Origin of the sequence: Caballeronia sp. NCF2 (assembly GCF_023631205.1) — a bacterium.
In the GTDB taxonomy this organism is placed as follows: Bacteria; Pseudomonadota; Gammaproteobacteria; order Burkholderiales; family Burkholderiaceae; genus Caballeronia; species Caballeronia zhejiangensis.
Genome location: NZ_JALQDN010000021.1, coordinates 15,246 through 39,799 on the forward strand (window position 1 = coordinate 15,246; position 24,554 = coordinate 39,799).

Below are 24,554 nucleotides of genomic sequence, written 5' to 3' on the forward strand. Positions count from 1 at the left end.
CGAGACTTTAATGAGATGCCTCTTTCGTGTCAAACTCGGGCATTCCCCGGCTTTCACCTCGCATTCACGTCGAACGATGACTTTCCAGCCCGTCCATGCGCATTCCTACGCCCGCGTGCGTCTCTCCGATGTCGTGTCGGGACAGATCCGGGAATTGATTTCGAACGGCACGCTGCTGCCGGGCCAGCGCCTGCCCGCCGAGCGCGATCTGGCGGAGCAGTTGAACGTGTCGCGTCCGTCGCTGCGGGAGGCGTTGATCCGTCTGGAGTCGGACGGATTCATCCGCGCGGCCGGGCGCGGCGGTTTTGTCGTATCGGATGTGACCGCGCCGCTCGTGTCGCATCCGCTCGCCGCCCTGCTCGGGCAACAACCGAACGCGAGCGCCGACGTTCTCGAACTTCGCCACGGCCTCGAAACGCTCTCGACCGCCTACGCCGCCGAGCGCGCCACCGACGACGATCTGGCGCGCATCGCCGCCGCCTTCGACGCGCTGCAAAACGCCGTCGCCGAAAAAAGCACGCGCATCGCGGAGAGAGACGCGGCGTTCCATCTCGCCATCGCGGACGCGACGCACAACGTCGCGCTCACGCACGTCATGCACGGACTCAATGAACTGGTGCGCGAATCGATGCTCACGTCGCACCGTCTCGTCGATTACGACGACGAAGTCGAAGCGAACCTGATGACGCAGCATCGCGCGATCTTCGATGCGATCGTAGCGCGCGATCCGGCGCGGGCGCGGGAGTGCGCGGGCGCGCATCTCGATTACGTGCGCACGCTGTATCGCGATGTTCCCGCGAAGAAAAACCGCGCGGCCTGATCCAATCACATTACGAATCTGTAAGCCGCAAGAAAGTGATGATAGGACGTCGCCTACACGCATTTCGGACACGCACGGCTAACGCGGGCGGCGCATCCTCGCGATACTGAAACCGTCGAAAACAACATGCGAAGGAGGACAACATGCCTTATCTACTCGGATGGCTGCTCGGCGTGCCGGTCATCGTGCTGGTGATTCTGTATCTGATCTTTCATTGACCGCATGCGGGCACGAGATGCATCGAAGAGCCAAGGGCGTCGATACAATACGACGCCCTTTCTCTTTTCCGAAGGATGACGATGAACCGCTCCGTCCTCGCGCTCGCCGCATCGCTCGCACTTTTCTCCGGCGCCGGACTCGCGCACGCGGAGGAAATCGCGAGCGTCAACACCAACTTCCGCTTCACCGGATCGGACCGCGTGACCGTCGATGCGTACGACGATCCGCTCGTCCAGGGCGTCACCTGCTATGTGTCCCGCGCGCGCACGGGCGGCGTGAAAGGCACGCTGGGCATCGCCGAAGATCCGACCGAAGCGTCGATCGCGTGCCGCCAGGTCGGGTCGATCAAGATCGCCGAACCGCTCAAGCAGAAAACCGACGTGTTCTCGGCCGGCATGTCCTTCATCTTCAAGACGCTGCATGTGGTGCGCGTCGTCGATACGAAACGCAATACGCTCGTCTATCTGACTTACAGCGACCGCATCGCGACCGGCAGCCCGAAAAACAGCGTGACGGCGGTTCCGATGCCCGAGGGCACGACCATACCGGTGAAGTGACACGCAACTGTCCGGCCGGGCGCGAAGCAAAGTTGTAAACTGGGCGATTCCGCTTATCTCAGAATTGCTCGATCATGCACGCCGACCGTTTCCGCAATGCCGCACGCTACTGGCGCTCGCCGCTCGTGCCGGACGCGGACATGGTCACGGCCGAATACTACGATCACGAATTCTCGCCGCACTGGCATGACGCCTATACGGTGCCCGTGATCGAGGCCGGCGCGGAGTGCTTCGACTATCGCGGCGCGCATCACGTCGCCGAAGCCGGTTCGGTGCCGGTGATCAATCCCGGCGAAGTGCATACCGGCGCGCGGGCCGTCGATGCGGGCTGGCGCTATCGCGTGTTCTATCTGCCGGTGCCGTTCGTCGAAACTCTCGCGCGCGACCTGTCGGGGCGGCCGGAATCGTCGCCGTGGTTTCCGGATGAAATCATCCGCGATCCCGATCTCGCGCGGCGTTTGCAGATCGCGCATCGCCTGCTGGAAAACGGCGCCGACCCGCTCGCCGCGGAACTGGCGCTCGTCGATGCAGTGACGACGCTGCTCGGACGCCACGCGCTCGAACGTCCGCGCATCGCGCCGCTCGCCGCCGACGCGCACCGCGTCACGACGATGAAATCCCGCCTCGCCGAGGATCTCCTCGAACCCGTCACGCTCGCCCAACTCGCGCAGACGGTCGGTCTCTCGACCTTCCACGCCGCGCGCCTCTTCACGCGCGAAACCGGTCTCGCGCCGCATGCGTGGCGCAATCAGCTGCGGATCGTGCGCGCGCTGCCGGCGTTGCGCGCGGGCGCATCCGTGACGGATGTCGCGGCGGCGAGCGGTTTCACGGATCAGAGTCACTTCACGCGCCATTTCAAGCGCACGTTCGGCGTGCCGCCCGGCCGCTGGCGCTAGGCGGTCCGGCCTCGGGAAAGCGCAAGAACGTACAAGCATTCTCATCGACGTTTTGCGTATCCTCGCTTCCATAGGAGGAAATCTTGAAAGCAACACCTTTGCGCGAATTCGCCGCCGGCGCACGCGACACCATCCCGATGATGATCGGCGCCGCGCCCTTCGGCGTGATCTTCGGCACGCTCGTCACCGCAAGTCCGCTCACGCTCTGGCACGGCCAGTTGATGTCGCTCGTCGTGTTCGCGGGCTCGGCGCAGTTCATCGCGGTCGGCCTGATCGCGTCGCACGCGAGCTTCGCCGTCATTCTGGCGACGACGCTCGTCGTCAATCTGCGTCATGTGCTCTATTCCGCGACGCTCGCGCCGTATGTCGCGCATCTGCCGCGCCGCTGGCGCTGGGCGCTCGCGGGCATGCTCACCGACGAAGTTTTCGCCGTCGCCTACGCGCACTATCAGAAGCGCGCGCCGGGGGAGATCGGGCCGCACTACTTCTTCGGCTCCGGCGTCGCGATGTATCTGAACTGGCAGTTGTGGACGCTCCTCGGCCTCCTGTTCGGCGCCGCGTTTCCCGGACTGAAATCGCTCGGGCTCGACTTCGCGATGGTCGCGACGTTCATCGCGATCATCGTGCCGCAGCTCGTCGCCGTGCGTTTCGTCGCGGCGGCGCTCGCATCGGGCGTGCTGTCGTTCGCGTGGCAAGGCTGGCCGTACAAGCTCGGCCTGCTCGCGGCGGTGTTCGTCGGCGTGGCCGTCGGCATGCTGCTCACGCTGATGGAAAACCGTCCGCAGGCGAAGGGCCACGCGAAACATCGTCTGAAGAACGCGAAGGAGCGCACGCAATGAACTACGTCACGCTGATCTTCGGCATGGCGGCCGTTACGTTCGCGATCCGCGCCGCCGTGTTCGTGCTGGGCGAACGCCTGCCCTTTCCGCCGATCGTCCGCACCGCGCTTTCGTTCGTGCCGGTGACGGTGCTCACCGCGATCATCGTGCCGATGACCGTCTCGCCGCACGGTAACGGCGCGGAAATCACCTGGCGCAATCCGCAGCTCGTGGCTGCGATCGTCGCGATCATCGTTTGCGCGTTCACGAAACGGCCGCTTTTGACGATTGCCGTGTCGCTCGCGGTGTTTTTCGCGTGGCAGTTCGCCGTGCTGCGCTAAACGTTTTCTCTCCATCAGCCGTTAAACGGCTTTCAAAGAGCATCGAAGAATCCTCAAGTTCCCGAAGCGCGCGCCGATAACAGAAACGAATGGACTCCGCCTGAGACGCGGCGCCGACAGCTTTTCCCGCCTTCGGGGATCGAAGGCGGAACCGGGAACCAACATGCGTCAAATCACCTTATCGTTACGCGACGAGACCATCGCTTCGCTGCAGCGCGATTTCGAAGCGTTCACGCGTCTGTCGCTGAAGCTGGATCCGCAATTCGTCACGCCTTCGTTCGAGGACTTCCTGCGCGCGAAGCTCCTGGACAACAACACGCCGCTCACCGAGCAGGCGGTGCAGCGCATGCTCACGCACGGCCAGTACGCGTGGGCGAAGCGCGCGCTCGACAAGGAGTTTCCGGACGTCGTCGAGATCCTGATCCGGCAGGCAGCCGAGCACGGCTTCGCGTTCGCGATCCGCGCGGACTGGACCGCCGAGGATCTCGTCAAGGCATCGCGCGCGTGGGCGACGGCGATCGTCACCGAAGCGGACGGCGACGTATCGCAAGTCGACATGCTCGCCTCGCAGATCAAATCGGCGGCGGCGGATATTCGCGAAGTCGAGGAAAAGATGCAGACGCCCGCATGGCGTCTCGCCGATTCGCTACGTCAGCGCGTGTATGAAACCAAGATTTCGGTGGAGACGAGCATCGGTTCGACCGCGCGCGAGAAGCTCGGCGAACTGCGCTGCCTGCTGCGGCTAGGCATCTTCTATGGCTCGATCCAGAAGCAGGAAGCGCAGCAAGTGCTGGAATATCTGCGCTCGCTGCGGCCCGAGCTTTTCGTCGAAGAGCCTTACGACGGCTACACACGCTTCGCAGCATGGCTGCGCAGCATCTTCTCGCCGTCGCCGCGCGCGCCGCGTGCATCGCGCGCGCAGCGCTGAGATTCAGGTCAGTCCCACATTCCCTTTAGGCGCGCCGCGATATCGATCTTCGCTTTCGCGGCCGCAGCCAGCCCCGCCGCCGTCGGCGCAGCGGGCGCGATGACGGGCGGCCACGCGGCCGCTTCGAAGTTCTGCATCAGATGCGGCGGAATGAAACGCGTGCGCTGCGCCCATACGTGACGGTCGCCGAGATGCGTCTGGTTGTACACGTAGAAGCGCTGCGGCGTGATGATGTGCAGGTCTTCCTTCGCGCGCGTCATCGCGACGTATAACAGCCGCCGTTCCTCGTCGAGTTCCTCGTCGCTGCCCGTGCCGAGATCGGACGGAATGCAGCCGTCGACGCCGTTCAGCACGAACACGTTGCGCCATTCCTGGCCCTTCGCCGAATGGATCGTCGAGAGAATCAGATAGTCTTCGTCGAGCAGCGGCACGCCGGATTCGTCGCTGGTCGCGTCGGGCGGATCGAGCGTCAGTTCGGTGAGAAAGCGCTCGCGCGTGGGATACGTCGCCGCGATGCTTTCCATCTGCAACACGTCGCCGATGCGGATCGCCGCGTCCTCGTGATTGCGTTCCAGATGCGGCTCGTACCAACGCCGGATCATTTCGAACTCGGCGGGCCAGCCGGAGTCGCGGCCGCAGAGCTTCGCCATCAGGCCGACGAAACGCGGCCAGTCCTCCGACGCGCGCGCGGGCGCCTGAAACGCGGCGATCGCATTCGACGCCACCGCGTCTGGCGCGCTCACGCTGTCGAGCAGGCGCCCGGCGATCGCCGGTCCGACGCCCGGCAACAACTGCGCGACGCGAAAGCCCGCGACGCGATCGCGCGGATTCTCGGCCCAGCGCAACACCGCGAGCACGTCCTTGACATGAACGGAATCGAGAAACTTCAGTCCGCCGAACTTCACGAACGGAATGTTCCGGCGCGTCAATTCGATTTCGAGCGCCGCGCTGTGATGCGCGGCACGAAACAGCACCGCCTGCGCCTTGAGCTTCATGCCGCCTTCGCGCGCTTCGAGCACTTTTTCGACGACATAGCGCGCCTGATCGGCTTCATCGGCGACGGCAACGACGCGCGGCTTTTGCGCCGATGCCTTGTCGGTCCACAGATTCTTCGTGTAGCGCTCGGTCGCGAGGCCGACCACCGCGTTCGACGCTTCGAGAATCGGCAAGGTCGAACGATAGTTGCGGTCGAGCGTGACGGTCGCGGCGGGCGGATCGAAGTGGCCGGGAAAATCGAGGATGTTGCGCACCGTCGCGCCGCGAAACGAGTAGATGGATTGCGCATCGTCGCCGACGACGGTAAGGCCGCGCCCGTCCGGTTTCATCGCGAGAAGAATGGATGCCTGCAGACGGTTCGTGTCCTGATATTCGTCGACGAGAACGTGATCGAAGCGGCTCGCGAGATCGGCGGCAATCGACGGCTCCGCCGCGAGATGCGACCAGTAGAGCAGCAGATCGTCGTAATCGAGCACGCTTTGCGCCTGTTTCGCGCTGACGTACGCGGCGAAGAGGCGCTTCAGGTCCGCTTCCCACTCGCGGCACCACGGATACGACTGATCGAGCACGGTCGCCAGGGACGCGCCGGTGTTGACGACGCGCGAGTAGATCGCGAAGCACGTCGATTTGGCGGGAAAGCGCTTTTCCTTCGACGACAAACCGAGCTCGTGCCGCACGAGGTTCATGAGATCGGCCGAATCCTCGCGATCGTTGATGGTGAACGACGGCGCGAGCCCGACGAGATCGGCGTAATCGCGCAACAGCCGCGCGCCGACGCTATGGAACGTGCCCGACCACGACAAACCCTGCGCGATTGCGCTTCTCGTGCCGAGCGCGTTCATTGCGATGCGCGACACCCGCCGCGTCATTTCGAGCGCCGCGCGGCGCGAAAACGTGAGCAGCAGGATGCGATGCGGATCCGCGCCTTTCACCAGCAGATGCGCGACGCGATGCGCGAGCGTGTTGGTCTTGCCCGATCCCGCGCCCGCGATGACGAGCAGCGGCCCGCCCGCGCGCCCCGGTTCGTCGACGCCGAATTCGACGGCCTGACGCTGCGCCTCGTTGAGCTTCGCGAGATAGTCGGCGACCTGTTTTGTGGTGGATTCGTCGGCGGTGTCGGGGAGCGTGAGCACGGGAGAAAAGGCGGCGGGAAATGAGTGACGCACACTGTATATCCATACAACCCGCACGCGCAAGCCTTTGGCTCGACAAGGGTTTTGGCCCCAAATGCAACGAGCCCGGCTCGCACGGAACCGGGCTCGCATCGCTGCAAAAGATTTGCGTCAGTCGGCCTTCTTCGCGTTCTTGAGCTTCGCTTCGGCGGCGGCTTCATTGGCGTCCGATTGCGCCTCGGTCTTTTTCTTGTCGGCCTTGGCTTGCGCGACGGCCGCCTTCTTGTCGGCCTTGCTCTGTTCCTTCGCGGCCCTTTGATCGGCGGCAGTCGGCGTATCCGACGCCGTTTGTGCGAACGATGCCACGCTCGCGCTCGCGAACGTCCCCGCGATCAGCGCGGCCAGCAGTGCATGAGTTTTTCGATTCATGGTCTTCTCCCTTGTTCGATGCCGCGAGCCGCGCCAAACGCGAGCTCGCGGCGATTCCCGGTTCGCCCGCTTAATGCTGCAAGCCGGTGTCCTTCGGTGCGTTCGGCTCGGTCGCGTTCAATTCGGCCTTGGCGGCGTCCTTGTCCGCCTTGCGATTGATCTTCGCGTTCTTCACCTCTTCCTTGTACTGCGCCTTGGCCTGCTCGGTCTGCGCCTTCAATTCGGCCTTCGACGCCTTCTTCGACGCGCTGTATTCGGCGTTCGCCTTCGCATTGGCATTGCGGCGCTCGACGAGCGGATCGGTCGGCGCGGGCGCGACGAGGTTCTGCGGCGGCGGCGTCATCGGCTGTTGGGCTTGCATCGGCTGCACTTGCGCTTGCGTTTGAGTCTGCACCGGTGCGGACTGGGTCGCGGTTTGCGCATAAGCGCCCGAAGCGGCGAAAGTGGCGATGGCGGAGCCGATCAAAAGGATTCGTGCGCGAGTCATGAGCTAGTCCTCTCTTTAGTTGGCGTCGGCGGCGCTCTTACGACGGTGAAACGAGCGATCCGCGCGACTTTTGTCGATTGGAAAGATGACCGAAGCTGCATCGATCAAATGGTCGGACCGGCGGTCAATCGGGCAAGTTCGCGAAAATCAGTCACTGTTACCGACGGTTTCATCTGGCTACATTTGCCAACGAGCGCGCTTGCGTGGGGATTACCGGTCCTCGCGATCCCTGAGCACGGCGCATGCCCGGCGTGGTTTATCATTGAGCCCTTCCCGCATTCCCGCCTTGCCCGCCTCATGCCGCCACTCCAATTCACCCTGACGGGCGACTTCATCGAACTCCACAATCTGCTCAAGCTGATGGGCCTCGCGGACAGCGGCGGCTCGGCGAAGGCACGCGTCGCCATGGGCGATGTCACCGTCGACGGCCAGGTGGAACTGCGCAAGACCTGCAAGATCCGCGCGGGTCAGCGAGTGAAGCTCGACGGCCAGACGATTTACGTGCGCGCGCCCGATTAAGCGCGCGGCGATTTGCGCGCACACGCCGCGCAATTGCGAAAATCCGGGCATAAGCAAACGCGTCATCGACATGCCGCACGCGACGCAATAAGCTGACGGTCTGTTCTTTCGTTCTGGTTTCAGCGTCGGTTCCCGTCAGCGCGTTTGCGCTTCGATCCTTGCCCCCTCGCGTTCCAGTCCGGCCGCACTCATTGCGGCCTTTTGGTTTCGATCCGATCAACATGCAACCGCCAGTCACGCGCGCCGCGCGCGCGCATCAAGGACCGCCGAGCCTCTCGCGTCACGCCGTCGACACGGCGCGTCTCGCCGCGCCGCTTGCCATCGCGCAGCTCTCGCAGATGGCGATGGGCGTCACCGACACCATCCTGCTCGGCTCGCTCGGCCCCGATGCCCTCGCCGCGGGCGGCCTCGGCGCGAATCTCTTTTTCGTCGTCGTGACGCTCCTACAGGGCGTGCTGACGTCCGTTTCCGTGTCGGTGGCGCATGCGCGCGGCGCGAACGCCGATCATCGCGTGCCAGGCATCTACTGGACCGGGTTCGTGCTCTCCCTGCTGCTCGCCGTGCCCGCGTTCGTGCTGCTGAGCTACGCCGAACCGATCCTGCTCGCGTTCCATGAACCCGCGACGCTCGCGAAGAACGTCGGCGAATACTGCGCGGTGCTGCGCTGGGGGACACCCGGCAGTCTGATCGGCGTCGGGATGATGCGCGCGTTTCTGCCCGCCATTGGCGCGGCGCGCAGGCTCTTGTGGATCTCCATCGGCGGCGTGTTCGTCAACGGCTTTCTCAACTACGGCCTGATCCACGGCGCGTACGGCCTGCCGCGCGAAGGCTTCCTCGGCTCGGCGGCGGCGACGACGATCACCGTCTGGGGCATCGCGATCGCGCTCGTCGCGGTGCTGCATCTGCGGCCGCGCTACCGGCATTTCGTCGCGCGCGCGCGCCCGCGCCTGCCGCTGATGCGGGAACTGTTCAGCATCGGCTGGCCCGTCGCGATCACCTACGGGGTCGAATCGACGCTCTTTCTCGCCACCGGCATGATGGTCGGCCTGCTCGGCGAAGCGCCGCTCGCCGCGCATCAGATCGCACTCAACGTCGCGTCGGTCGCGTTCATGGTGCCGCTGGCGATCGGCCAGGCGGCGAACGTGCGCGTCGGCTACTGGGTCGGCGCGGGCGTGCCTGTCGCCGCGCGTCACGCGGGCTTCGTCGCGCTCGCGCTCGGCGTCGGCTTCATGATGTGCTCCGGGCTCGTGCTGATCGCCGTGCCGCGCGCGATCGTCGGGCTGTATCTGCATCTCGACGATCCCGCCAACGCGCATACCGTCGCGCTCGCGGCGTCGCTGCTCGGCGTCGCGGCGGTGTTCCAGATCGTCGACGGCATGCAGACGGTCGGCTCCGGCTGCCTGCGCGGCCTGAAGGACACGCGCATTCCGATGCTCGCCGCCGCGTTCGGCTACTGGGGCGTCGGCTTTCCGACCGGCTATGTGCTCGCGTTCCACTTCGAACTCGGCGCGAAGGGCCTGTGGTGGGGCCTCGCGGCCGGGCTCGCGAGCGTCGCCGTGCTGATGACGCTGCGCTTCCATCGCATCAGCCGGCGCTTCATCGAAACCGGCATCACGCCACGGCCGGACGACGCCGGCGCCGCGAGCGCCGCGCCGCACGGTCACGTCTGATAAGCACACGATCCGCGCGCCGATTTGCATAGCACGAATGCTTGGTTGGGCCGCGCGGCGCGCATTGCTACGATGAACCCGTCTCCTCCTTGAGACATCTGTGACAGGGGTTGTAGGCCCGCTCTAGCCAGCGGGCTTTTTTTCGTCCGTACGCCACCGCCCAGTGCAACGTTCGGCGCTTTCCCGATTTCCCATAGAATAATTTCGAGATCCGGCGCGAGTACGCTCCTTGCTACTTTCGTGCTGAAGACCGAAAACGCGAAAACGTCGCCGAGCGCTTCACGAGCGGCGACCAGAACGGGGAATCGAAGTGTCGGAAAACCGGGGATTGCGGGAAATCGCGCGCCGCGACGCGCGCGCACGAACATTCGGCGCCGCCGTGCGCAACATCGCCGTCATCGTGACGATGACGACGCTCGTCGCCGCTTGCGAGACGCGCCCGCCCGCGACGGCGTTCGACCGGCCGGAGAGCCACGCGCTGGCATCGACGGAAACGACGCCCCTCGCGACCGCCCTCGCGCCGCTCGAGAAACGGCATCCGGACGAGTCGGCGGTGCGCCTGCTGCCGACCGGCACCGACGCGCTGCAGGCGCGCATCGCACTCGCGCGCGCGGCGACGAAGACGCTCGACATGCAGTACTACATCGCCAACGAGGACAACACCGGCAAGCTGCTGCTCGGCGCGGCGTTGTATGCGGCGGATCGCGGCGTGCGCGTGCGCATGCTCGTCGACGATCTGAACTTCAAGGACATCGACCAGATCATGGCGGCGCTCAATTCGCACGACAAGATCGAGATTCGCGTGTTCAACCCCTACGGCAGCGCGCAACGCAGCTTCTCCGAGCGCACGCAGAATTTCTTCACGAATCTCAGTCACTTCACGCGCCGCATGCACAACAAGGCGATGATCGCGGACAACCAGATCGCGATCGTCGGCGGCCGCAATCTCGGCGACGAGTACTTCAGCGCGAGCCCGACCTTGCAGTTTCGCGATCTCGACGTCTTCGCCGCCGGTCCGGTCACGCAAGAAATATCCGCGAGCTTCGACGATTACTGGAACAGTTCGCTCGCGTACCCGCTGCGCGCGCTCAACAAGCAGAAGTTCGACGCCCGCGAACTCGACAAGACCCGCGACGACTTGCGCAAGCACTGGCGCGAGCAGGCCGATCCGCTGAACGCGAAGCCGCTCAATGCGACGCCGCTCGCGCAGCAGATCGCGCGCGAGGAAATGGGCCTCGTGTGGGCGCCGACGGAGTTCCGGGTCGATTCGCCATCGAAGATCGAGCATCCGAGCGACGACTATAAAAGCCCGCCGATGGAGCGCCTTGTCGCTCTGCTGAAGGACGCGCAGAGCGAATTCCTGATCCTGTCGCCCTACTTCGTGCCGCACGACGCGGGCGTGAAGGCGCTCGCCGGTCTGACGAAGCGCCGCGTGCGCGTCGCGGTGCTGACGAATTCGCTCGCCGCGACCGATGCCGTCGCCGTGCAGGCGGGCTACGCGCCGTATCGCATTCCGATGCTGCAAAACGGCGTCGAACTGTACGAGTTCAAGCCGATTCAGGTCGAAGGCGAAAGCAGTCCGCGCGCGGGTCTCTTCGGCTCGCAGTCGCGCGCGAGCCTGCACGCGAAGGCCTATGTGATCGATCGGAGTATCCTCGTGATCGGCTCGATGAATCTCGATCCGCGTTCGGCGAAGCTCAATACCGAGCTCGCGCTCGTGATCCACAGCAAGCCGATCGCCGAGGAAGCCGCGAAACTCTTCGAGAACGGCATTTCGCCGAAGGTGAGCTGGCAGGTGCAACTGGCGAGCGCGGCGGTGACGGAGGAGCTTCGGCGCACGGGCGCGCCGCAGTCGGGCCTCGTCTGGATCACCGAGGAAAACGGCAGTCTCGTCACCTACAATTTCGATCCCGAGGCAGGTCTTTATCGCAATGCGATGACGGGCCTCTTCATGATGCTGCCCGTCGACAAGCAGCTTTGATCCAACTTCGTAAGGAAACTCACGCGATGTCACACGATGCGAAAGGCGACGTACGGATGGAGACGGACACGTTCGGCGAGATCGCCGTGCCGAACGACAAGCTCTGGGGCGCGCAGACGCAGCGCTCGCTGCAAAACTTCAAGATTTCGACGGAAAAGCAGTCGCCCGAGCTGATCACCGCGCTCGCGATCATCAAGCACGCCGCCGCGGAAGTGAACGAAGGCCTGAAGGTGCTCGACTCGAAGAAGGCGAAGGCGATCGTTCAGGCGGCCGAGGAAATCATCGACGGCAAGCATCCCGACGAATTTCCGCTCGCCGTCTGGCAAACCGGCTCGGGCACGCAGACCAACATGAATCTGAACGAGGTGATCGCCAATCGCGCGAGCGAAATCATGGGCGGTCCGCGCGGCGAGGAGCGCCTCGTGCATCCGAACGACGATGTGAATCGCGGCCAGTCGTCGAACGACGTGTTTCCGACCGCGATGCACGTCGCCGCGGCCGTGGCGATCAAGAAGCATCTGCTGCCGTCGCTGAAAACGTTGCGCGATACGCTCGACAAGAAGGCGAAGGCGTTCGACAAGATCGTGAAGATCGGCCGTACGCACTTGCAGGACGCGACGCCGCTCACGCTCGGGCAGGAGTTTTCGGGATACGTCGCGCAGCTCGATCAGAGCATGAAGCACGTCGAGGCGACTTTGCCGCATCTGTATCAGCTCGCGCAGGGCGGCACGGCGGTCGGCACGGGGCTGAACGCGCATCCGGAATTCGCGGTGAAGGTCGCGCAGGCGATCGGCAAGCTCACCGGCCTGCCGTTCGAGACTGCGCCGAACAAGTTCGAGGTGATGGCCGCCGCCGATGCGCTCGTCGCCGCGCACGGCGCGCTGAAGACGGTCGCGGCGAGCCTGATGAAGATCGCCAACGACATCCGCTGGCTGGCGAGCGGACCGCGCTGCGGGTTGGGCGAGCTGTCGATCCCGGAGAACGAGCCGGGCAGCTCGATCATGCCGGGCAAGGTGAACCCGACGCAATCCGAAGCCGTCACGATGCTCTGCTGCCAGGTCTTCGGCAACGATGTCGCGGTGAACTTCGGCGGCGCGAGCGGCAACTTCGAGCTGAACGTGTTCCGGCCGATGATCGCGCACAACGTGCTGCAATCGGTCCGCCTGCTCGCGGACGGCGCGCAGAGCTTCAACGATAACTGCGCGGTGGGCATCGAGCCGAACGAGAAGCGCATCGACAGTCTGCTGAACGAATCGCTGATGCTCGTGACGGCGCTGAATCCGCATATCGGCTATGACAAGGCCGCGCAGATCGCGAAAAAGGCGCACAAGGAAGGCACGACGCTGAAGGCCGCCGCGCTCGCGCTCGGTCACGTGACCGAGCAGCAGTTCGATGAATGGGTGAAGCCGGAGGAAATGGTGGGAAAAAGGTAAGCGCGTTCTTGCCCGAAGAGCGGCGGGTTACACCTTCCCCGCTGCCACCTCTTCCGGCTTCAGCTCGACGATTGCATCGAGCGCGTCCTTCACGTCCATCGCGTATTTCGCGAGGCGCTTTTCCTCTTCCGTTTCCGGCACGAACGCAGGCACGGGCGTCGGCTGGCCTTTTTCATCGACGGCGACGAAAACCATCAGGCAATCGGTCGTCTGCTCAAGCTCGCCGACTTTCGGGTCGCCCGCATGCACGGAAATGTGGATGTGCATGCTGGTGCGCCCCGTCGTCACGACGCGCGCGCGCAACTCGACCAGATTGCCGACGAGAATCGGCCGCCGAAAACGGATGTTGCCGACGCTCACCGTGACCGCATAGCGCCCGGACCACATCGCGGCGCAGGCGTAGGCGGTTTCGTCGATCCATTTCATCAGCGCGCCGCCGTGCACCTTGCCGCCGAAATTCACCGAAGTCGGCTCGGCGAGAAAGCGGAAAGTGGTTTCGGCACGGCTTTTCGGGACGGCTGGAATGGGGGATGAGGTCGGCGTATTCATGGGAAGCCCGGCTGATGCGGAAAATGAATGCCGATTATAGGGTCGGCAATATTCAATCGTGGATGGTGATGCCCTGATCGATCGTGCCGTACATCGTGATGCTGCCGCCGCTGCCCGCCGACGACGACGGCGCGCCCGCGCAGCCCGCGCAGAGCACGAGAACGCCTATAGCGCTCGCGAGAATGAATCTGGCCATGGAATTCTCCCCTGCTGCCTCGAAATGCCAGCGGTCATTCTAGCGCCGCGCCTCGCGCATCGACATTTCGGCGCACGGTGAAACATCGGTTGCGCGATCGCGCTAGAGTGGACGCATCGACTACTTCGCCCGATACGGAAATCGCCATGAACCCCGCTTTCGACGACGCCGATTCCCGCGCGCGCCATTTTCCCGGCCTGTCGCGCATCGGCGCGCTGATCGCGGATCCGGGCCGCGCCGCCATGCTCTGGTCGCTGATGGACGGCACCGCGCGCCCCGCCGGCGAACTGACGATGATCGCGGGGCTGTCGCCATCGGCGGCAAGCGGGCATCTCGCGCGGCTGACCGAAGGCGGACTGCTCGCGCTCGAAGTGAGCGGACGGCATCGGTACTACCGGATCGCGACGGCGGATATCGCCGCGGCCATCGAAGCGCTCGCCAATCTCGCGCGGGCGAGCGCGCCGCAGCGCGCGCCGGAACGGCCGCCTTCCGCCGTGCCTGTCGAAATGCGTTTCGCGCGCACCTGCTACGACCATCTGGCGGGCGAACTCGCCGTGCAGCTCTTCGAGCGGATGATCGCGCGCAACTGGCTCGCCGCCGCCGATCGTCACGACGCCGCGCACGGCCCCGCCGCGCTCGACGCCACGCCCGAAGGCGCGCAGGCGTTCGCCGAACTCGGCATCGATCTGAAGGCGCAGCGCGCGCGGCGGCGACGGTTCGCGTGCACCTGCATCGACTGGAGCGAGCGCCGGCCGCATCTGGGCGGCGCGCTCGGCGCGGCGTTTCTCGACGCGTGCGAGTCGCACGGCTGGATCGAGCGCACGGCGAAACGCCGCGTCCTGCGCGTGACGCCCGCGGGGCATCGGCATTTCGAAGGCTTCCTGTCCGCGCGATAAAGCTTTGTTACGCGCGCCTGCGAGCCGTTACAAACGGCATCGTACGGATACAGGCGCCGGCGATACATTGATCCGACAGGTCTCGCGAACTCAGTGCGCCGAACGGAACGCACGCGCGGCCGCCGGAGAACGTAATGAAGATCAAGATCGCCGCTTTGTGCGTGCTTTTGTCGGCATCGGGGCTTAACGCGTTTGCGCAAACCGGACAAGGCGATCCGCCCGGACGCATCGCGCGGCTCAACTACATGGCGGGCACGGTGACGACGGAGCCAGCGGGCGCATCCGACTGGTCCTACGCGCAGATCAATCGTCCGCTGACGACGGGCGATCAACTCTGGAACGACGAGAACGCGCGCTCCGAACTGCATATCGGTTCGACGGCGGTGCGGCTCGGGTCATCGACGGCGCTGTCCGTCCTCGCGCTCGACGACGACACCGCGCAACTCAAGATCGCCCAGGGCACGCTGTCGACGCGCGTGCGCGAACTCCCGCCCGGCACGACCTACGAGATCGACACGCCGAACACCGCGCTCGCGATCACGACGCCCGGCGAGATGCGAGTCGACGTCGCGCCCGATGGCCGCGCGACGACTGTGACGGTGCGAAGCGGCGGCGTGACCGCGTACGGCGACGGTGGCTCCGTGCAACTCGCGGGCGGGCAGCAGATGACGTTCGAGGGCACGAATCTGCAGCAGGCATCGGCGAATGCGGCGCCCGCGCCCGACGCGTTCGATCAATGGGCCGCCGGGCGCGACGCATCCGAAGATCGCTCGATTTCGGCGCGATATGTATCGCGCGACGTGCCCGGTTATCAGGATCTCGACGCCAACGGAACGTGGCGCAACGATCCGTCGTACGGGCCGGTCTGGACGCCGACCGCCGTGTCCGCCGACTGGGCGCCGTATCGTCAGGGATATTGGGCCTGGCAGGATCCGTGGGGATGGACATGGATCGACGACGCGCCGTGGGGCTTCGCGCCGTATCACTATGGCCGCTGGGCGTATATCGGATCGCGATGGGCGTGGGTGCCCGGCCCGATGGACGTCAGCGCGCCGCCCGCGTATTCGCCTGCGCTCGTCGGTTTCGTCGGCGATGGCGATGGCGATGGCGGCCCCGACTGGAACGTCGCGGTGACGGTCGGCGGCATCGCGGCGGCGGGCGTCGCGTGGTTTCCGCTCGGACCGGGCGAAGCTTGGCGTCCGCATCGGGATGGCTGGAGTCCGCGTTATTTCGAACGCGTGAACCGCAATGTCTATGTGCGCAATACGTACGTCAACTATCACGCGCCGCGCGGGCTGACGGCCGTGCCGACGAACCTGTTCGTGCTTGGCCAGCCGGTCGGACGTCAGCCGTACGCGGTCGATCCGTCGCGCTGGCGCCATCCGCGCTTCTTCGCGGGCGCGCCGGGCATTGCGCCGACGCGCGACAGCTTCGCGCCCGGTGGGCGACGCGCGAGTTATCGGCCGCCGCAGGCCGGATTCGGACGACCGGTGGTCGCGACACGCGCGCCCGTCGCGCCGCCGGCTTTTCATGACCGGTACGTGCAGCAGAATCGCGATCCGCGCGGCGGGTACGGCGCGCGCAACGAACAGGTGCATCTCGTCGCGACGCATGGACCGGCGCGGTCGGTCATCGCGGGCGGCACGTTGCCGGCGCCGGTTCCCGCTCAGCCTGCGCAGCCGCATGGCTACGGCGTTGCGCATCCGCCGCAGGCTGCGCAATTCGGCGCGAACGATCCGCGCTTCGCGCATGGGGATTCATCGCGCGGACATGCCGTTTCGCGCGAGCCGCGCGCGCCGCAGCAGGCGTATCAACCGATGTGGCAGCGTCAACGCGCAAACGATGCGCCGCACGTCGATCAACGCATGCCGATGCATTCGATGCAGCCGCAGCCCAATCACGCGTCGCCGGAGGCGTATCGCCAGGCGCGGGTCGAACAGCCGCGCCATGAGATGCCGCCGCCTCATCCGCAGCCGGAAGCGCAGCGGCCGCAGCCTCACCAGGAGCCAACGCGTCAGCCGATGCATCAGGAAGTTCGTCAGGCTCCGCCGCCGCAGATGCAGAATCGGGAGCCTCATCAACCGCAACAGCCGCAACAGCAACGTGGCGGCGGCAACGAGCACCATCGCGGTTAAGACCTCAAAAACAAAACGCGCGGCCTCGACCGCGCGTTTTCTTGTGCAAACCGACGAAACCCGGCTTATACGGCCATCGGCGCCGTGAGTGCGTCGTGATGCTTGTAGCCTTCGAGCGCGAAATCCTTCGGCTCGATCTTCTCCAGCCATTCCGGTTCATAGCGCTTCGTCACCGCGTAATCCGGCACGCGATCGGAGATGATCAGTTGCGGCGAAGGCAGCGGCTCGCGCCTCAGTTGCTCGTGCAGCATGTCGAGCTGGTTTTCGTAGATATGCGCGTCGCCGATGAAGTACGTGAACCAGCGCGGCTTGTAGCCCGTCAGCCGTCCGACGAGATGCAGGAGCGCCGCGCCTTCGGTCAGATTGAACGGCGTGCCGAGGCCGACGTCGTTGCTGCGAATGTACAGACACAGCGAAATCTCGCGCGTCACCGCGTTCGGGATGAACTGATACAGCAGATGGCACGCGGGCAGCGCGATCTCGTCGAGCTTCGCCGGATTCCACGCGTGAAACAGAATGCGCCGGTCGGTCGGGCGCTCGATGATCGTGTCGAGACATTGACGCAACTGATCGATCGCCTTGTACAGCAGCACCTGCTCGCGCCCGTTTTCGACGAAACTCGTCACGAGCTGATAGCCGCGATTCGTGGCGTCGGCGATCTGGTCGCCCGCGCAGGCGTCGACGAGCTTGTACGCGGGCCACTTGCGCCACTGCACGCCGTAGACGTCGCCGAGATCGTCCGGACCCTGGCGATACGGATTCTCGAGCCACTCCGGATTCTCGTTGGCGTTGGCGTCCCACACCTTGCAGCCGAGCGCGCGAAAGTCCGCCGCGCTCTTCGACGCGCGCAGAAAGCCCACGAGTTCGCCGATCGCCGACTTGAACGCGAGCTTTTTCGTGGTCACGGCCGGGAAGCCTTGCTGCAGGTCGAAACGCAGCATCGCGCCGGGCATGCTGATCGTGCGGATGCCCGTGCGGTTTTCCTGCCAAGTGCCGGTATCGAGAATCGTCTGGACGAGCTCGAGATACTGTTTCATTCGATGTTCCCTGGGTACGCTGCGCGCCCTCGCGAGCGGAAGGCGTAAACGATCGATTTTACCAAGCGCTGGATGCGGGCGCTTAGTGCAGCGGCACGAAAAAACGGGCGCCTTGTGGCGCCCGTCCGGTGTTCGTCCGCGACCTGGCTGTCAGCCGCGCGTGGCGTGTTCCGAGGGCGCATCGACCTCGATGTGACGCATGCCATGCGCGCTCAACAGCCGATACAGCGTCACGCGCGAGATGCCCAATTCGTGCGCGGCGTCGCCAAGACGCCCGCGATGGCGCAGCAGCGCGAGTTCGATCGCCTGTCGTTCGGCGGCCTCGCGCGCCTGTGCGAGCGAGACCGGCGCGACTTCGACGTATTCGCCGAGTTCGAGATCGCGCGCTGTAATCTGACGCCCTTCCGACATCACGATGGCGCGCCGCACGCGGTTGATAAGCTCGCGCACGTTGCCCGGCCAGCCGTAGTTGTGGATCGCGGCGATCGCATCCGGCGAGAATCCGCGCAGCCGACGGCTCGCGTCCTTCTTGAAGCGGTCGAGCATGTGCTTCGCGAGCAGCTCGATGTCCTTGCCGCGCGCGCGCAGCGGCGGCTCGTCGATCTGCAGCACGCACAGCCGGTGATACAGGTCCGCGCGAAAGCGCCCTTCGATCATCGCGGTCTGCATGTCGACGTGCGTCGCGGAAATGATGCGCACGTCGACGGGCGTCGAGCCGTGTCCGCCGAGGCGCTCCACCTTGCGCTCCTGCAGGAAGCGCAACAGGCTCGCCTGGCTTTCGAGCGGCAGGTCGCCGATTTCATCGAGGAACAGCGTGCCGCCATTGGCCGCTTCGACACGGCCGATCTTGCGTTGATTCGCGCCCGTGAAAGCGCCGCGTTCGTAACCGAAGAGCTCCGATTGCAGCAGATGCGCGGGAATCGCGCCACAGTTGATCGCCACGAACGGCTGATCGCGGCGCGCCGAGCGCTCGTGAATGGCAACAGCCGTGAGTTCCTTGCCGGTGCCGGATTCGCCGGAGATGAACACGGGCGCATCGGTCATCGCGACCTTGCGGATCGAGCGGAAGAGCGCGAGCATCGCGTCGCACGAACCGACCATTTCGCCCTCGGCGCGGCCCTCGCTGCGCGCATCGTTCGACGCGGCGTCATGCAGCGAAACCATGCCGTACGCATGACCGACGGAATCGACGATGCGGTCGTTGGACGTCGGCAGCGTCACGTAATCGAAGCAATAGTCGCGAATGAGACGCCGCACGGCAGCGTCTTCGAGTTGTCCGGCAACCGTGGCCGCGACCCAGCCCACGTTGGTCATCGTCAGCGACGATTCGAACGCCGCCAGTTCATGAGATTCGAAATGACTCGACAGATCGAGCAGCCCGCCGGTCGCCAGATCGCTGCGCAAAGCCTTGCGCGTGTCGCGCGCGTTCGCGACGATTTCGATATGCCAACCGCGCTCCTCGAATCGCGCGCACAGCGTGTCGCTTGGATCGCGAGTCACATAGATGAGTTGCCGCCGAGCGACGTCCATTATTCAGATCCTTTGTTCAACATTCGTTGAAAAGGTCACGTAGTTCAAGGCTCGCGCTACATCGCAAACTTCGTTGCCCTCGCACGTTGCTCGCAAACGTCTGGAGAGGATTTGCCATTCGAACCGTCGCCCCCGGGACACGGCGCGAAACACCACGCACCCTTCCACGAAACCCTTTATGTCTGATTCTGCGCCGTTTTTGAGAGACTACTATAACCCAGAAACCCCGGAAACAAATATCGCGAGAGTCGCCGGATTAGCCACAAAACCTTGACAGGACGGCCTTGGCAAGAATTTCTCACACGATTATCAACGAGATTGCGCACAATTTAATAAGACAAAATCTTATACCGATTTCGCCGGAAGTTCACGTTTTTCTGCCTTCATGTTTCAGCAGTGAAACGTTTACAGCCGAATTTTTGCTGCGGACTTTCGTCGGATTTTCGCGATTCATTGCGCAGCAACGCTCTGCCGGACATGGCACGCAATTCGCTCCAATAGAACCGCGCTCGAAGGTAAGAAATACTCGCTGCCGAACGAGCGTTCATCTTTATCCCTGCATTCGACTCCCGCTTAATCGTTTTACCGAGAAAGCGATTACTTTATTTCCGGATATTTCCGTGGCGGGAATTTATTACTTGGTTATGTCGTCACGATGGCACGCGATAGTACTTTAAGGCGCGGAGAAACAACCGACGCGCATCAAAATGGCGAGAACGCGGACGAATCCGCCGCGTCGGGCCTGCCCGACGATCGTCCGACTGGCTCGGGCGTCAGCGTGACGCTATGGGACGAGATCGCGCCGCCCCCATGGCACACGACGCTGCCGCTCGGCGACGAAGCGCCGGAGGCGTAGGCCCGCGCGGCGCGCCGAGCGCTGGCCGCGCCGCAAGCGTCGGTTAGAATCGTCACCCGGCCGCGCTGCCCGCGCGCGCCAGCTTGCCGGACTTCTATTCCATGACGACGCTGACTCTGATCGTCGCCCGCGCGCGCAATGGCGTGATCGGACGCGAAAACCAACTGCCCTGGCGCCTGCCCGAGGATCTCGCCTTCTTCAAGCGCACGACGATGGGCGCGCCCATCATCATGGGCCGCAAGACGCATGAATCCATCGGCAGGGCGCTGCCGGGGCGGCGCAATATCGTCGTGTCGCGCGACGGCACCCGGCGCTACGAAGGCTGCGATGTCGTGACGAGCCTCGAAGCGGCGCTCGCGCTCGAACCGGCGAAGGAAGCGTTTCTGATCGGCGGCGCGCAGTTGTATCAGGATGCCATTGCGCGTGCGGACAAGATGATCGTCACCGAGATCGACGCCGATTTCGATGGCGACACGCGCTTTCCGGCGCCCGATCCCGAGTTGTGGCGCGAAGTGTCGCGCGAGCCGCATCGCGCAGCGGCGCCGAACGATTTCGCGTTCGCCTTCGTGACCTACGAGCGCATCGCCTCGTCGGAATGAAGCCGGAATGAAAAAAGGCTCCGGATGCGCTCCGGAGCCTTTCTCTTCTCGACCGGCGCGGCTTACTGGCCCGCGACCGTCATCCGCTCGATCAGCACCGAGCCGATTTCCTTCGTGCCGCGCACGACGGTATCCGCGCCGATTGCCTCGATATGGCGGAACATCTCCTGCAGCGTGCTCGCCACGGTGATTTCCTCGACGGCATGCACGATCTTGCCGTTCTCGACCCAGAAACCCGACGCGCCGCGCGAGTAGTCGCCCGTCACGTAGTTCACGCCTTGCCCCATCAGTTCGGTAAGCAGGAGGCCGGTATCGAGCTTCTTCAGCATCGCTTCGAAGTCGTCCTCGGGCTTCGTGTGCGCGCTCGTCATCGTCAGATTGTGCGAGCCGCCCGCGTTGCCGGTCGTCTGCATGCCGAGCTTGCGCGCGGAGTACGTCGAGAGGAAATAGCCCTGCACGACGCCATCCTCGACGACGTTACGGCGTTGCGTACGCACGCCTTCTTCGTCGAACGGGGCGCTGCCCATGCCGCCCTTCACATGCGGATCCTCGACGATCTGGATATGCGGCGCGAACACCGGCTTGCCGAGGCTGTCGACAAGGAACGTAGTCTTGCGATACAACGCGCCGCCGCTCACCGACTGCACGAACGCGCCGAGAATGCCCGCCGCGAGCGGCGCTTCGAACAGCACGCGGCACTTGCGCGTGTCGAGGCTCTTCGCGTTGAGCCGCGCGAGCGCCCGCTCGGCGGCGTAGCGGCCGACGGCTTCGGGCGCCGCAAGCGCGGATGCATCGCGTTTGGACGTGTACCAGTCGTCGCGCTGCATGTCGCGGCCGGCCGCGGCGATCGGCGCGCACGCAATGTAGTGACGCGAGTACGGATAGCCCGCCATGAAGCCGCGCGACGTCGCGAGCACGAACTGCGAATGCTGCGCGGAAACGCTCGCGCCTTCCGAATTGGTCACGCGCTTGTCGACGGCGAACGCTGCGGCCTCCGCGCGGCGCGCGATCTCGGCGGCCTCTTCGGCGTCGATGTCCCACGGGTGATAAAGATCGAGGTCCTGCGGCGACTTTTCCAGCAACTCGGCTTCCGCGAGGCCGGCCGCGCTGTCCTCCGCCGTGAAGCGCGCGATGTTGTACGCGGCCGCGACCGTGTCGCGCAATGCGTCGCGCGTGAAGTCCGCAGTGCTCGCGTTGCCGCGCTTCTTGCCGATGAACACGGTCACGCCGACCATCTTGTCGCGATTGTGCTCGATGGTCTCCACTTCGCCGCGCCGCACGCTCACCGACAGGCCGTCGCCCTCGGAGATCTCGGTGGCCGCATCGCTCGCGCCGAGTTCCTTCGCGTAGCGCAGGATGTCGGAGGCGATCTCCTTCAGCTCATCCTGCGTATGCGGGAAGTAGCGTTGCTTGACGTCCATGTCTGCTGCCATTTTTGGTTGCCTTTGGAAGTCGGGCGTGTCGCGCCCGCGCATGTCGTGATTGCTTCGGGATTCCCTGCCAGATGCGCTCGTCGTCGAGCATCGCAAAGCGGGACCGGCGTATCACGCGATCATAGCAAGGACGGCGTGCATTCACCCGCCAAGGTTTGTCGCAGCGCCGGCCGCGACCCGGCAAAAGCGATGCGGGCGCAAGCTACAATGTCGGGATGAACCGTAAAACCCGCATTCAACCGATCGATTCCGGCCGCGACGACGATCGCGAGGCCGACGAAAACGGCTACGACCGTCCGAGCAAATCCCAGCTCAAGCGCGAAATGCACGCGCTGCAGGAGCTGGGGGAAGCGCTCATCGCGCTGCCCAAGGATGCGCTCAAACGCATGCCGATGCCCGAGGATCTCGGCGACGCCGTGCGCGAGGCACGCCGCATCACCGATCACGAAGGCAAGCGCCGTCAGTTGCAGTACGTCGGCAAGGTCATGCGCTCGCTGACCGAAGACGAAGTCGCCGCGCTGCGCACCGCGCTCGACACCCATCGCGGCGTGAACAAGGCCGAAACCGCGCGCATGCACTGGATCGAGCGCACGCGCGAACAATTGCTCGCCGATGACGCCGCGCTCACCGAATTCATCCGCACGCATCCGGGCGTCGATCCGCAGGAAGGCCGCACGCTGATCCGCAACGCGCGCAAGGAGCGCGAGCAGCAAAAGCCGCCGCGCTATTACCGCGAGCTCTTCCAGTGGATCAAGAACGCGTCGGGCGCGCAAGACGACGATGTCGAAGACGACGAGGACGATCGCGATGACGACGCGTGACGAACTGATAGTCGGACTGGTGTCGATCAGCGATCGCGCGTCTTCCGGCGTCTACGAGGACAAGGGCTTGCCGTCGCTCGTCGAGTGGCTCGGCGCGGCGCTCTCGACGCCGTTTCGGGCCGAGACGCGGCTGATTCACGACGACGCCGCGACCATTTCCGCGACGCTCGTCGAGCTCGTCGATACGCACCGCTGCGATCTGGTGCTGACGACAGGCGGCACCGGCCCGTCCCGCCGCGACGTGACGCCCGAGGCGACGCTCGCCGTCGCCACCAAGCCGATGCCCGGCTTCGGCGAGCAGATGCGCCAGATCAGCCTGAATTTCGTGCCGACGGCCATTCTCTCGCGGCAAGTCGCGGTGATTCGCGAAACGGAAGACCACGCTGCGCTCATCATCAATCTGCCGGGCCAGCCGAAGTCGATCCGCGAAACGCTCGAAGGTCTGAAAGACGCAGACGGCAGAACGAAAGTGCCGGGCATTTTCGCGGCCGTGCCGTATTGCATCGATCTGATCGGCGGGCCGTATATCGAAACGCGGCCGGAAGTGGTCGCCGCGTTTCGTCCGAAGAGCGCGATCCGCCCGCGGAAGAATTAGGACGCGGCTGCGCTCGCCGACGGAATCAGGAAATGCTGGCGGTAGTACTTGAGCTCGTCGATCGACTCGTGGATATCGGCGAGCGCCGTGTGCATCGCACGCTTCTGAAAGCCCTTGTAAATCGCCGGCTGCCAGCGGCGGCACAGTTCCTTCAACGTGCTGACGTCGAGATTGCGATAGTGGAAGAACGTCTCCAGTTCGGGCATCCAGCGCGCCATGAAGCGGCGGTCCTGGCAGATCGAGTTGCCGCACATCGGCGACTTGCCGGGCGGCACGTAAGCCCCGAGAAAATCGCGGATCTGGCGCGTGGCTTCGGCTTCATCGACCGTCGACGCCTTCACGCGCTCCGTCAGCCCCGAGCGGCCGTGCGTGTTGCGATTCCACTCGTCCATGCGGCCGAGCGCTTCTTCCGTCTGATGAATCGCGAGGACCGGGCCTTCGACCATCTTGTCGAGCGTCGAATTCGTGACGACCACCGCGATCTCGATGATGCGATCGTTGTCCGGATCGAGGCCGGTCATCTCCATGTCGAGCCACACGAGGTTCATGTCGCTGCGCGCGAGCGCGTTTTCTTCTGATTCGGGCGTGGTGGAGATGTCGGTCATGAAAAGCGGCCTGAAAGATGGGAAAGCCATGCCGCACAGTTTCTGAGCGCGCCGGCACGGCCTAGAACCTATAATTCTCGCATAGTTCAATCGGAA

25 protein-coding genes are annotated in these 24,554 nt (G+C 64.6%); 16 read left to right on the forward strand and 9 right to left on the reverse strand.

The window, feature by feature from the left end; genetic code table 11:
- The first annotated feature begins 76 nt into the window (after nt 1-76).
- The 6 genes from NCS02_RS10265 to NCS02_RS10290 all read left to right on the forward strand — a co-directional run bounded on the left by NCS02_RS10265 (nt 77) and on the right by NCS02_RS10290 (nt 4,579).
- Nucleotides 77-820, forward strand: a complete 744-nt coding sequence (locus NCS02_RS10265) for a FadR/GntR family transcriptional regulator (RefSeq protein WP_250523049.1) — start codon at nt 77-79, stop codon at nt 818-820.
- A gap of 299 nt (nt 821-1,119) precedes the next feature.
- Entirely contained in the window at nt 1,120-1,596 is a 477-nt protein-coding gene (locus NCS02_RS10270) for a CreA family protein (RefSeq protein ID WP_250523050.1), read from the forward strand.
- Nucleotides 1,597-1,670: 74 nt separating this feature from the next.
- Nucleotides 1,671-2,492, forward strand: a complete 822-nt coding sequence (locus tag NCS02_RS10275; protein ID WP_250523051.1) for a helix-turn-helix transcriptional regulator — start codon at nt 1,671-1,673, stop codon at nt 2,490-2,492.
- Nucleotides 2,493-2,629: 137 nt separating this feature from the next.
- Nucleotides 2,630-3,331 carry an AzlC family ABC transporter permease gene (locus NCS02_RS10280; protein WP_250523065.1) on the forward strand — a complete coding sequence of 234 codons (702 nt, stop codon included), beginning with the start codon at nt 2,630-2,632 and terminating at the stop codon, nt 3,329-3,331.
- A complete protein-coding gene (locus NCS02_RS10285) occupies nt 3,328-3,651 on the forward strand; it encodes an AzlD domain-containing protein (protein WP_008342300.1) in 324 nt (107 codons plus the stop codon). Before NCS02_RS10280 ends, NCS02_RS10285 begins: the two co-directional genes overlap by 4 nt.
- A gap of 163 nt (nt 3,652-3,814) precedes the next feature.
- Complete coding sequence (locus NCS02_RS10290; protein WP_008342301.1) at nt 3,815-4,579, forward strand: DUF4088 family protein; 765 nt, start codon at nt 3,815-3,817, stop codon at nt 4,577-4,579.
- A gap of 8 nt (nt 4,580-4,587) precedes the next feature.
- Here the strand turns inward: NCS02_RS10290 and NCS02_RS10295 are convergent, their stop codons facing one another.
- The 3 genes from NCS02_RS10295 to NCS02_RS10305 form a co-directional block, all read right to left on the reverse strand.
- Complete coding sequence (locus NCS02_RS10295) at nt 4,588-6,708, reverse strand: ATP-dependent helicase (protein WP_250523066.1); 2,121 nt, start codon at nt 6,706-6,708, stop codon at nt 4,588-4,590.
- 150 nt (nt 6,709-6,858) lie between these two features.
- Nucleotides 6,859-7,116, reverse strand: a complete 258-nt coding sequence (locus tag NCS02_RS10300; protein WP_250523052.1) for a hypothetical protein — start codon at nt 7,114-7,116, stop codon at nt 6,859-6,861.
- Between the two features lie 70 nt (nt 7,117-7,186).
- Nucleotides 7,187-7,603, reverse strand: coding sequence for a hypothetical protein (locus tag NCS02_RS10305; protein ID WP_033537095.1), 417 nt, complete (start codon nt 7,601-7,603; stop codon nt 7,187-7,189).
- A 297-nt stretch (nt 7,604-7,900) separates the two neighbouring features.
- On the opposite strand from NCS02_RS10305, the gene NCS02_RS10310 reads away from it, so the two are divergent.
- The 4 genes from NCS02_RS10310 to fumC all read left to right on the forward strand — a co-directional run bounded on the left by NCS02_RS10310 (nt 7,901) and on the right by fumC (nt 13,206).
- Entirely contained in the window at nt 7,901-8,122 is a 222-nt protein-coding gene (locus tag NCS02_RS10310) for an RNA-binding S4 domain-containing protein (protein ID WP_008342305.1), read from the forward strand.
- Nucleotides 8,123-8,343: 221 nt separating this feature from the next.
- Nucleotides 8,344-9,792 (forward strand): MATE family efflux transporter, encoded by a 1,449-nt coding sequence (locus NCS02_RS10315; protein ID WP_250523053.1) that lies wholly within the window; start codon nt 8,344-8,346, stop codon nt 9,790-9,792.
- Nucleotides 9,793-10,198: 406 nt separating this feature from the next.
- Nucleotides 10,199-11,773 carry a phospholipase D family protein gene (locus NCS02_RS10320; protein WP_250460493.1) on the forward strand — a complete coding sequence of 525 codons (1,575 nt, stop codon included), beginning with the start codon at nt 10,199-10,201 and terminating at the stop codon, nt 11,771-11,773.
- Nucleotides 11,774-11,799: 26 nt separating this feature from the next.
- Nucleotides 11,800-13,206, forward strand: coding sequence for a class II fumarate hydratase (gene fumC / locus NCS02_RS10325; protein WP_250523054.1), 1,407 nt, complete (start codon nt 11,800-11,802; stop codon nt 13,204-13,206).
- 27 nt (nt 13,207-13,233) lie between these two features.
- Here the strand turns inward: fumC and NCS02_RS10330 are convergent, their stop codons facing one another.
- Together NCS02_RS10330 and NCS02_RS10335 are read right to left on the reverse strand one after the other, a co-directional pair.
- Nucleotides 13,234-13,755 carry an acyl-CoA thioesterase gene (locus NCS02_RS10330; protein ID WP_250523055.1) on the reverse strand — a complete coding sequence of 174 codons (522 nt, stop codon included), beginning with the start codon at nt 13,753-13,755 and terminating at the stop codon, nt 13,234-13,236.
- A 52-nt stretch (nt 13,756-13,807) separates the two neighbouring features.
- The gene (locus NCS02_RS10335; protein ID WP_250523056.1) at nt 13,808-13,951 is read right to left on the reverse strand and encodes a hypothetical protein; all 144 of its coding nucleotides are present in this window, start codon (nt 13,949-13,951) and stop codon (nt 13,808-13,810) included.
- A 146-nt stretch (nt 13,952-14,097) separates the two neighbouring features.
- Between NCS02_RS10335 and NCS02_RS10340 the strand changes: the two genes are divergently transcribed.
- Entirely contained in the window at nt 14,098-14,847 is a 750-nt protein-coding gene (locus NCS02_RS10340) for an ArsR/SmtB family transcription factor (protein WP_008342310.1), read from the forward strand.
- A gap of 134 nt (nt 14,848-14,981) precedes the next feature.
- Nucleotides 14,982-16,982, forward strand: coding sequence for a DUF6600 domain-containing protein (locus NCS02_RS10345; RefSeq protein WP_250523057.1), 2,001 nt, complete (start codon nt 14,982-14,984; stop codon nt 16,980-16,982).
- A 65-nt stretch (nt 16,983-17,047) separates the two neighbouring features.
- Here the strand turns inward: NCS02_RS10345 and NCS02_RS10350 are convergent, their stop codons facing one another.
- On the reverse strand, nt 17,048-18,019 hold the full coding sequence (locus NCS02_RS10350) for a thymidylate synthase (RefSeq protein WP_250523058.1): 972 nt from the start codon (nt 18,017-18,019) through the stop codon (nt 17,048-17,050).
- Between the two features lie 150 nt (nt 18,020-18,169).
- Complete coding sequence (locus NCS02_RS10355; RefSeq protein ID WP_250523059.1) at nt 18,170-19,549, reverse strand: sigma-54 dependent transcriptional regulator; 1,380 nt, start codon at nt 19,547-19,549, stop codon at nt 18,170-18,172.
- Between the two features lie 655 nt (nt 19,550-20,204).
- Between NCS02_RS10355 and NCS02_RS10360 the strand changes: the two genes are divergently transcribed.
- Both NCS02_RS10360 and NCS02_RS10365 read left to right on the forward strand, forming a co-directional pair.
- Nucleotides 20,205-20,405: a hypothetical protein gene (locus NCS02_RS10360; RefSeq protein ID WP_250502313.1), complete on the forward strand. Its 201-nt coding sequence runs from the start codon at nt 20,205-20,207 to the stop codon at nt 20,403-20,405.
- Between the two features lie 101 nt (nt 20,406-20,506).
- Complete coding sequence (locus NCS02_RS10365; protein ID WP_008342320.1) at nt 20,507-21,004, forward strand: dihydrofolate reductase; 498 nt, start codon at nt 20,507-20,509, stop codon at nt 21,002-21,004.
- Between the two features lie 62 nt (nt 21,005-21,066).
- Here the strand turns inward: NCS02_RS10365 and pmbA are convergent, their stop codons facing one another.
- Nucleotides 21,067-22,437 (reverse strand): metalloprotease PmbA, encoded by a 1,371-nt coding sequence (gene pmbA, locus NCS02_RS10370; RefSeq protein ID WP_008342321.1) that lies wholly within the window; start codon nt 22,435-22,437, stop codon nt 21,067-21,069.
- Between the two features lie 215 nt (nt 22,438-22,652).
- On the opposite strand from pmbA, the gene yjgA reads away from it, so the two are divergent.
- Together yjgA and mog are read left to right on the forward strand one after the other, a co-directional pair.
- On the forward strand, nt 22,653-23,258 hold the full coding sequence (gene yjgA, locus NCS02_RS10375; RefSeq protein WP_034472813.1) for a ribosome biogenesis factor YjgA: 606 nt from the start codon (nt 22,653-22,655) through the stop codon (nt 23,256-23,258).
- A complete protein-coding gene (mog, locus tag NCS02_RS10380; RefSeq protein ID WP_250523060.1) occupies nt 23,245-23,853 on the forward strand; it encodes a molybdopterin adenylyltransferase in 609 nt (202 codons plus the stop codon). The genes yjgA and mog overlap by 14 nt, the downstream gene beginning before the upstream one ends.
- On the opposite strand, the gene orn is transcribed toward mog, so the two are convergent.
- The gene (orn, locus tag NCS02_RS10385; protein ID WP_033537098.1) at nt 23,850-24,458 is read right to left on the reverse strand and encodes an oligoribonuclease; all 609 of its coding nucleotides are present in this window, start codon (nt 24,456-24,458) and stop codon (nt 23,850-23,852) included. The genes mog and orn overlap by 4 nt on opposite strands.
- Nucleotides 24,459-24,554: the final 96 nt, after the last annotated feature.

Coding starts and splice junctions, on each gene's coding strand:
- NCS02_RS10265 (WP_250523049.1), top strand. CDS start 77: ATGACTTTCCAGCCCGTCCATGCGCATTCCTACGCCCGCGTGCGTCTC.
- NCS02_RS10270 (WP_250523050.1), top strand. CDS start 1,120: ATGAACCGCTCCGTCCTCGCGCTCGCCGCATCGCTCGCACTTTTCTCC.
- NCS02_RS10275 (WP_250523051.1), top strand. CDS start 1,671: ATGCACGCCGACCGTTTCCGCAATGCCGCACGCTACTGGCGCTCGCCG.
- NCS02_RS10280 (WP_250523065.1), top strand. CDS start 2,630: ATGATGATCGGCGCCGCGCCCTTCGGCGTGATCTTCGGCACGCTCGTC.
- NCS02_RS10285 (WP_008342300.1), top strand. CDS start 3,328: ATGAACTACGTCACGCTGATCTTCGGCATGGCGGCCGTTACGTTCGCG.
- NCS02_RS10290 (WP_008342301.1), top strand. CDS start 3,815: ATGCGTCAAATCACCTTATCGTTACGCGACGAGACCATCGCTTCGCTG.
- NCS02_RS10300 (WP_250523052.1), bottom strand. CDS start 7,116: ATGAATCGAAAAACTCATGCACTGCTGGCCGCGCTGATCGCGGGGACG.
- NCS02_RS10305 (WP_033537095.1), bottom strand. CDS start 7,603: ATGACTCGCGCACGAATCCTTTTGATCGGCTCCGCCATCGCCACTTTC.
- NCS02_RS10310 (WP_008342305.1), top strand. CDS start 7,901: ATGCCGCCACTCCAATTCACCCTGACGGGCGACTTCATCGAACTCCAC.
- NCS02_RS10315 (WP_250523053.1), top strand. CDS start 8,344: ATGCAACCGCCAGTCACGCGCGCCGCGCGCGCGCATCAAGGACCGCCG.
- NCS02_RS10320 (WP_250460493.1), top strand. CDS start 10,199: ATGACGACGCTCGTCGCCGCTTGCGAGACGCGCCCGCCCGCGACGGCG.
- fumC (WP_250523054.1), top strand. CDS start 11,800: ATGTCACACGATGCGAAAGGCGACGTACGGATGGAGACGGACACGTTC.
- NCS02_RS10330 (WP_250523055.1), bottom strand. CDS start 13,755: ATGAATACGCCGACCTCATCCCCCATTCCAGCCGTCCCGAAAAGCCGT.
- NCS02_RS10335 (WP_250523056.1), bottom strand. CDS start 13,951: ATGGCCAGATTCATTCTCGCGAGCGCTATAGGCGTTCTCGTGCTCTGC.
- NCS02_RS10340 (WP_008342310.1), top strand. CDS start 14,098: ATGAACCCCGCTTTCGACGACGCCGATTCCCGCGCGCGCCATTTTCCC.
- NCS02_RS10345 (WP_250523057.1), top strand. CDS start 14,982: ATGAAGATCAAGATCGCCGCTTTGTGCGTGCTTTTGTCGGCATCGGGG.
- NCS02_RS10350 (WP_250523058.1), bottom strand. CDS start 18,019: ATGAAACAGTATCTCGAGCTCGTCCAGACGATTCTCGATACCGGCACT.
- NCS02_RS10355 (WP_250523059.1), bottom strand. CDS start 19,549: ATGGACGTCGCTCGGCGGCAACTCATCTATGTGACTCGCGATCCAAGC.
- NCS02_RS10360 (WP_250502313.1), top strand. CDS start 20,205: ATGGCACGCGATAGTACTTTAAGGCGCGGAGAAACAACCGACGCGCAT.
- NCS02_RS10365 (WP_008342320.1), top strand. CDS start 20,507: ATGACGACGCTGACTCTGATCGTCGCCCGCGCGCGCAATGGCGTGATC.
- pmbA (WP_008342321.1), bottom strand. CDS start 22,437: ATGGCAGCAGACATGGACGTCAAGCAACGCTACTTCCCGCATACGCAG.
- yjgA (WP_034472813.1), top strand. CDS start 22,653: ATGAACCGTAAAACCCGCATTCAACCGATCGATTCCGGCCGCGACGAC.
- mog (WP_250523060.1), top strand. CDS start 23,245: ATGACGACGCGTGACGAACTGATAGTCGGACTGGTGTCGATCAGCGAT.
- orn (WP_033537098.1), bottom strand. CDS start 24,458: ATGACCGACATCTCCACCACGCCCGAATCAGAAGAAAACGCGCTCGCG.